Origin of the sequence: Fundicoccus ignavus, assembly GCF_009659375.1 — a bacterium.
GTDB classification, from domain to species: Bacteria; Bacillota; Bacilli; order Lactobacillales; family Aerococcaceae; genus Fundicoccus; species Fundicoccus ignavus.
Map to the genome: position 1 here is coordinate 105,736 of NZ_WJQT01000010.1, position 6,041 is coordinate 111,776.

At 36.0% G+C, this 6,041-nt stretch carries 5 protein-coding genes; all 5 read right to left on the bottom strand.

All coding sequences use genetic code 11. From position 1 onward, the window contains the following. Window positions 1-15: 15 nt before the first annotated feature. The 5 genes from GF867_RS08220 to mraZ all read right to left on the bottom strand — a co-directional run bounded on the left by GF867_RS08220 (window position 16) and on the right by mraZ (window position 5,163). Window positions 16-1,512, bottom strand: a complete 1,497-nt coding sequence (locus tag GF867_RS08220; RefSeq protein ID WP_153832622.1) for a UDP-N-acetylmuramoyl-L-alanyl-D-glutamate--2,6-diaminopimelate ligase — start codon at window positions 1,510-1,512, stop codon at window positions 16-18. A 14-nt stretch (window positions 1,513-1,526) separates the two neighbouring features. Then, window positions 1,527-3,236, bottom strand: a complete 1,710-nt coding sequence (locus GF867_RS08225) for a peptidoglycan D,D-transpeptidase FtsI family protein (RefSeq protein WP_153832623.1) — start codon at window positions 3,234-3,236, stop codon at window positions 1,527-1,529. Continuing rightward, the gene (locus GF867_RS08230) at window positions 3,233-3,691 is read right to left on the bottom strand and encodes a hypothetical protein (RefSeq protein WP_153832624.1); all 459 of its coding nucleotides are present in this window, start codon (window positions 3,689-3,691) and stop codon (window positions 3,233-3,235) included. The genes GF867_RS08225 and GF867_RS08230 overlap by 4 nt, the downstream gene beginning before the upstream one ends. A gap of 69 nt (window positions 3,692-3,760) precedes the next feature. Beyond that, window positions 3,761-4,714 (bottom strand): 16S rRNA (cytosine(1402)-N(4))-methyltransferase RsmH, encoded by a 954-nt coding sequence (gene rsmH, locus GF867_RS08235; protein WP_375774007.1) that lies wholly within the window; start codon window positions 4,712-4,714, stop codon window positions 3,761-3,763. A gap of 17 nt (window positions 4,715-4,731) precedes the next feature. Then, window positions 4,732-5,163: a division/cell wall cluster transcriptional repressor MraZ gene (mraZ, locus tag GF867_RS08240; protein ID WP_153832625.1), complete on the bottom strand. Its 432-nt coding sequence runs from the start codon at window positions 5,161-5,163 to the stop codon at window positions 4,732-4,734. Window positions 5,164-6,041 lie beyond the last annotated feature (878 nt).

A 6,041-nucleotide genomic window follows, 5' to 3' on the forward strand; every position in this document is an offset into this window, starting at 1 on the left:
ATTTTAACCTAATCACTATTTCGATAAAGAATTTTTTATTGCTTCTCTAACAACCTCAACTTCATTATATGGAACATATTGATCTTCAATCACTTGGTAAGCCTCGCCGCCTTTACCAGCAAAAAGAATAATATCATCTGTTTGTGCAGTTTCAACAGCATAAGCGATTGCTTCTTCTCGTTTAGCGATTGTGATAAACGTTTTTTCGTCATGTTGCTGAACTAATTCACTTACGATTTTATCTATTGATTCATAACGTGGATTGTCCGCAGTAAACACAATTTCATCGGCATACTTAAAGAGTAAGTCGCCAATTTCTGGTCGTGCCCCACTATCTCGATTCCCTCCACTGTGGCCTGTTAAAACAATTAATTTCCCTTGTTTACGTTCAGACAATTCACTTAATACACGTTCTAATGCATCGGGTGTATGCGCAAAATCTACTATTGCGGTAAAATTTTGTCCTTCGTTAATTGATTGCATACGTCCAGCTACTCCGTGAAATTGTTCTGTCGCTGTTAAAACAGCTGCGACATCATATCCATAATAAACGGTCATACATAAAAAGGCAGCTAAGTAATTTGAAACATTATACTCTCCCAACATTGGTAGCGTTACTGAATATGTTTGGCCTTTATAATATAATTGGAAACTCGTAGCACCACGGTAATTTGTAATATTATCTGCAAAAACCGTCGCATTCGAATTTTTTAAACTATAGTTAACAATGTTAGCTCCAGTTGCTTGGCTCATCACTTCATGATATGGATCGTCTAAATTAATAATTGCTAAACGTGGTTTACCATTATGAAATTGTTGTCCTAACTGTGCAAATAATAAGCTCTTAGCATAAGCATAATTATCCATCGTTTTGTGGAAATCTAAATGCTCACGAGTTAAGTTGGTAAAGATTGCACAATCAATATCACTATACCAAATTCTCCCTAAAGATAATGCATGGGAAGAGGCTTCAATAATAGCATCCTTACATCCTGCTATAAGCATTTCATTATACAGTCTTTGTAATTCCAACGCATTTGGTGTTGTGTTTACAGCTGGATAGTAAGTTTCATCGACCTTATAATGTATCGTTCCGATTAGTCCAGTTTTATGACCGAGTGCATTCAGTAAATCACTAATCATTGTGCTGGTAGTTGTTTTTCCATTAGTACCCGTTACTGCAACTAAGTTCAAGCTTTCAGATGGCATATTAAAAAACTTACTTGCTAAAACTGCTTGAGCACGATACGTAGACGTTACTTTTACAAACATCGCATCTAATTCTTTCCAATTTTCTGGAAGTTTTTCAACGATTAATAACTTTGCTCCTGCTTTAATAACATCATCTAATGCATCATGCCCGTCAAAATTTTCACCCTTAATTGCAATAAAACTACCGTTTTCTGTAACTTTACGTGTGTCATTGACAATGGATGATAATTCAAGTGTTGAATAATCTGTTCCAAAAATTTGAACGTCCACTAACACACTGAGTAATTCTCCTACTTCCATTGTTTGCCTTCTTTCTATTGATTAATCATGACATTCTCAACAAATGGATGGAAAATTTCCGATAAAATTTGCGAGCCTGTTCTTCCTTGTGGATTGTTTGGTTGTTTCATACTGATATATAACATAAATTCCGGATCCTCCGCGGGGAAAAAAGCGACAACTGAGAAATAATAATCGTAATCTCCAGTTAAATAACCATTTCCATTAGGATCGGCAATTTGTGCGGTACCTGTTTTAGCAGCAATATTAACCGTTTGATTTTTAAAGTCTTGCGCCGTACCGTAACTCTCTTCTACTGTATTCACCATTAGACCTAAAACGTGATCAGCAGCTTCTTCTGTTATTGGCTGACCAAGTACTTCACTTTCAAAAGTATTCTGACTACTTTTCATTCGATCAATATATTGAATCTTCATTTGCTTACCATCATTTCCAATAGTTGTATATGCTTGAAGCAATTGAATAGGGCTAGCAGCAAATCCTTGCCCAAAACTCGACATTATTTTCGAAACTGGGTTATCAAATTGTAAACTACCCTCTGTTTCGTTAGGCAAACCAGATTGAGTCGACTTTCCAAATCCAAGTTCTTCTAATACCTGAACCCATTTGTCTTCGCCCATTCTCTCAACTAGTTTAACAACGCCAACGTTACTAGAACGCGAGAGACCTTCATCAAACGTAATTTCTCCCCATCCATACAAGTTATAATCTCGAACAATTTGATCATAAACCGCTACTTCACCCGACATGAATGTTTCGCCTGGTTGATAAAGCCCTAAGTCATAAGATGTTGCGAGGGTTAATATTTTGATAGTGGAGCCTGGTTCAAAAGCTTCTTCAACCAGCATATTTGTCCACTTCTGTTCAATCCCTTCTCGTGTATTGAGATTAAAGCTCGGTCTCTGGGCTGCCGTTAGTAAGCGACCCGTTTCGACTTCGACTAGATATGCACTAACTTCTTCAGGTTGATAACGTTTATAATTAATATCTAACAAATCTTCCATAAAGTTTTGCAATCTCGAATCAAGGGTTAAATAAACATCATCACCTGATAAATAGTCTGCTTGTATATTATTATCTAAGTTAGTTTTATATTGATCAATGCCACTTAATCTACCATCTAAGCCACTCTCAATCCCGATTTGTCCTTTTAGGACAGTGGTATTAAGTTCCTCATCAAATTCTGTAACAGCATAACCAATTAAGTGTGAGGCGAAATAATCATTTACATATTGTCGCTTAACTTGACTATCAAATTTTATACCGGGTAAATTCTCATTGTCAATCAATGTTTTAGTGTCCGGTGTAATATTCTTACCTGCTTCACCAAATTCAACTTGATTTGCGTCTGGATTTAATAAAATAGTTAAAATTTCATCTTGAGTTAAGTCAAGATAGTTTGACAAGACTCTTGCCGTATAATCTGTATCAACTACCTCATTATCGTCCCAACTACTATTTAATACTGCATACATAGAATAAGAAGTAGTATCCATAGCAATCGGCTGCCCATTCTGATCAAAAATGGTCCCACGCCTTGCTTCTGTAATACTACTTCCCATATCATTATTTTGACCATACTCAACTAAGTCAATATTATTTACAGTCTTATTAATCATTAACTGGCCGAATCTTAAGATAAGTAAAACCCCCACAGCTAGGGATAAAAACGCTAATGTTGTCACATTTTTACGCGTGTCTGAATTCGTTTTAAACTTTCTCATTCACCAACATTCCTTACTTGTGATTTCTGCAATGTCATACCATTATCCATGGCAATTTGTTTAATTGTGTTGTAATCATACTTAGCAGCTAATTCCGTCAAGAGCAAATCTGTTTGATTGCTAACTTCTGACGTTTTAGTTTGATACTCATAAGTTGCTGCAGCAAGCTGATTATCTTTATACTGTATCACTAAATTACAAATAGTCAAACAAATTACAATCGCTGCAATCCCGACTAAATAACATTGTTCTAAAGCAGTTAATACCAAACGATTTGATTGGTTACGAGACAAAGCGGCATATGTATCTGGACTGGTTGTCTGGTAATGTTGACCCCCTTGTGCAGGTAAACTTTGAGTTGCAATACTCGTTTCATATTTACCGACTTGTTCAGATACTGCTTGGTCGTACTTTTTAGAATAATCTACTTCAAAGTTTTTTACTCTTTCGGCCACATTTGTCCCTCCCTATCATAGTCTAATTTCATTACTTTAATATAATCAATGTATTTCAATCTGATTGCTTTATTCGTTGATAATTTGTCTTTCGATAATTCTTAATTTTGCACTTCTCGAACGATTATTATGCTCTAATTCCTCATTCGATGCTAGGATTGGTTTGCGATTTACTAAGCGATATGCTGGTTTCATTTGCTCTGGTAATAACGGTAAATTATTTGGCGTTTCTGGTGGTGTACTTACTTGCTTAAACATTTGTTTAACCAAACGGTCTTCAAGTGAGTGGAAAGAAATAACAGATAATCTACCCCCAACTTTTAAAAGGTCTAACGCCTGCTCTAAGGATTCTTCAATTGAACCTAATTCGTCATTTACAGCAATTCTAATAGCTTGGAAAGTTTTCTTAGCTGGGTGTCCACCAGTACGTCTTGTAGCTGCTGGAATTGCTAATTTTACTATTTCAGCAAGTTCAGTTGTATATTCAATCGGTTTCTTCTCACGAGTTTGTTCAATCGACCTTACAATACGTTTAGCAAATTTTTCTTCTCCATAACGGAAGATGATTTTAACTAATTGTTCATATGACCAATAATTAACCACTTCGTAAGCTGACAATTCTTGCGACTGATCCATTCTCATATCTAATTTTGCTTCTTGATGATAACTAAATCCCCTATCTGCATGATCTAATTGAGGTGATGAAACACCCAAATCATAGTAAATTCCATCAACATAACGAATTGACAAGTTAGCCAATTCCTCTTTTAAATTTCTAAAGTTACTATGAATAAATACAACTTTTCCTTGTGCATACTCTTCTTTTAAAACTTCTTTAGCGTTATTAATAGCATTAATATCTTGGTCAAATGCATACAATTTTCCCTTGTCACTTAATTGTGAAAGTATATATTGTGCATGTCCTGCACCACCAAGCGTGCAATCAACATAAACTCCATTAGGATTAATCTCTAGTCCATCTATGGTTTCTCTTAACAAAACTGTTTCGTGCTCAAATTGCACCTTGTTCACCCCATTGATTAAAATCCAAAATCTATCATCTCTTCTGCAATTGCTTCAAAATCTTCTTCAGCTTCTTCTGCAAATGAATCCCATTGATCGCTACTCCAAATCTCAATTCGGTCCGATACGCCGATCACGCGACATTCCTTATCGATCTTAGCAAAGTCAATTAAATTCTGTGGTATATTTACGCGCCCTTGCTTATCAATTTCTACTTCAGTGGCAGCCGAATAGAAAAATCGAGTAAATTTACGGGCATCTTTTTTGGCTAACGGTAATTGCTTTAATTTCTCTTGTAGGGCTATCCAACTTTCCATTGGATAACCAAATAAGCATCCGTCCAAACCTCGAGTTATGACAAATTGTTGTCCTAACTCTGAACGAAACTTAGCGGGCATAATCAGTCTGCCTTTGGTATCAATATTATGTTGAAATTCTCCAATTAGCATGACCGAGACCTCCCCTTTCTAAGTTAACTTTAGTCTACCACACCCCACCACTTTCTACCACTTTTTTTCCTTTTTTCATCAAAAAATCCCTCAACTTAACCACCAACATCGTGTAATCCTTTATAAATCAACGTTTCTGAATAGTGGAGTAAAGTGGGGGATGTTTCCTATTTTTTACCAACTTGGGGGTTCGATTGATTGACTGGTCATGAGAAAACCTCGGTCGACTCCGAAGTCTTTAAATTCCGTTTAGCAGTTTTAACCTGATTATATTGCTTTACTTTCGTCGGAATACTCAACGTAGCTCAGCTTATTATTTTCCAAAGCGGTATATAGGGCAATCGGCGTAGCTTGCTCTGACTATGAGCACAGCGAAATAGACAGAGCCCAGCCGATTGAGCTGAAAAAGCCCTCACAACCGCGAGGCTTTAAAAGCGACCTCCGCCTTGGAAAACAATCAGCTGAGCGTAGTACAAAAGTTATTAAATCAACTTAAAAATTATAAAACCATATATAAAAAACATACTAAGATTAGTAGTGAGTAAACCACGACGGTGGATTACTCACTACTATTTTTTTATAGTAGATTATGAAGGAGAGATCGTAGGTTCTTTAGGTCTTTTTTAGACCGTACAAAAAACTGGTCCGCTTCATATCCTTAGTTGAATCTGTTTTGAGTATGTTGGGCCCTTTGAGGTCGTGTATAGGAAATGGGAATCGATAAGGCTTTATGAAGACTTCAATTAATTTAGAAAGACTAACTATATAAAGTCAAGCAATAAGTTGTAAAAACATTACGTTAAATTTTAGAAATTGAGGGCACACCAAATAAGCTCAAAGAGTGTATTTTTTAAAATTTACTGTAATCGAACTTCGTA

Bases quoted from the DNA above. Each gene is read 5' to 3' on its own strand.
- mraZ (WP_153832625.1), bottom strand. From the start codon at position 5,163: ATGCTAATTGGAGAATTTCAACATAATATTGATACCAAAGGCAGACTG.
- GF867_RS08225 (WP_153832623.1), bottom strand. From the start codon at position 3,236: ATGAGAAAGTTTAAAACGAATTCAGACACGCGTAAAAATGTGACAACA.
- GF867_RS08220 (WP_153832622.1), bottom strand. From the start codon at position 1,512: ATGGAAGTAGGAGAATTACTCAGTGTGTTAGTGGACGTTCAAATTTTT.